Origin of the sequence: Roseomonas indoligenes (assembly GCF_017813365.1) — a bacterium.
Lineage (GTDB): Bacteria > Pseudomonadota > Alphaproteobacteria > Acetobacterales > Acetobacteraceae > Roseomonas > Roseomonas indoligenes.
On the sequence record NZ_JAGIZA010000060.1, the window covers coordinates 1 to 1,425 of the forward strand.

The 1,425-nt window shown below is 72.3% G+C and carries 1 pseudogene; it reads left to right on the forward strand.

Annotation, left to right across the window (positions count from 1 at the left end):
- Positions 1 to 76 precede the first annotated feature (76 nt).
- Positions 77 to 1,425 (forward strand): annotated as a pseudogene (locus J5Y10_RS27630) (beta strand repeat-containing protein); the annotation flags it as partial.

Below are 1,425 nucleotides of genomic sequence, written 5' to 3' on the forward strand. Positions count from 1 at the left end.
CGTGCTCAGCACTGGCCCTGTCTCGACGGCTCCTGCGCTGGACCTGTCGTCTGCCTTGTCGGGGCACAGCTTTGCGGTGTCGCTGACGCCGTCCTCGGGCGTGGCGCGGAGCATCGACGTGCTGGACGCGCTGCGGCACGCGCTGGCCGATGGCAGCGCCAGCTTCTGGCAGAGCGGGCCGCTGGCCTCCCAGGCGCGGGTCGAGATCCCGCTCGAGGGCTCCCAGCGCCTCGTCTTCGACGTGACCGCCTACAAGGGCGGCGGCCTCTCCGTCGAGGCCGGCTTCAACAACGACGGCGCCATGGGCGCGACCGGCGGGCGCGTCGCCTACGGCCTGACCGTGACCATGGACGGCCACACCGTCGCCCAGGAGAGCGTCGACCAGGGCCAGTACCAGAACTGGCACCGCACCTTCTCCTCCAACAGCACCGATGGCGGGCAGGGCCTCGGCGGCCCGGCCGAGGGCTGGCTCAACATCCGCCACGACATCGACCACCTCGAGACGACGGGCGCCATCGCCGAGTACAACCTCGCCAACGGCGTCGACGACACCCTCCTCAACGCCTATGCCGCGGCCGCCCAGGCGGCGGGCTCGGACGCCCCCCTCGCGACCGCGGGCGTGACACAGTACATGCCCGGCACCGGCGGGCGCGCCGACATCGGCTTCACCACCGCCGGCAACACCGCCTGGCTCATCACCCAGGACATGCGCGCGGCCAGCTACGCCATGGAGCAGGCCGAGGCCGCCTCCACCGTGCCCTGGAACCTCTGGGACGCCGCCAACAAGGGCTGGCTCAGCATCGAGGACTACCCCAACCTCTGGACCGATCCGCGCGGCGGCACCGGGCGCCCGGGCGACGCGACCTCGGGCAGCCTCACCCAGACGGGCGACGCGCAGACGGGCTGGACGCTCGACCCCGCCCACCAGCCCGACCTCTCCTACGTGCCCTACCTGCTGACGGGCGAGCGCTGGATGCTCGACAACCTCCAGGCCCAGGCGGCCTGGAACATCGCCAGCCAGTGGCCGCTGGTGCGCGAGAACGGCGAGGGGCTGGTGGTGCAGCAGAACCAGGTCCGCGGCGCGGCCTGGGCGCTGCGCCAGATCGATGAGGCCGCCTGGGCGAGCCCGGACGGCAGCGCGGCCAAGGCCTACTTCACGGAGATGTCCGAGGCGAACTGGTCCTGGATCGTCAGCCAGATCCCGGCCTGGACCGCCCAGCAGGGCGAGGCCCACGGCTACCTGCCCGGCGTCTACGGCGCCAACGGCGCCCTGCCGCCCTGGCAGCAGGACTACTTCGCCTCCACCGCGATCGCGGCCGCCAAACAGGGCAACGCCGACGCCCTGACCTACCTCAACTGGGCCTCCAACTTCCTCGTCGGGCGCTTCACCCACGAGGCCCAGGGCTTCGCCGAACACGACGGCGC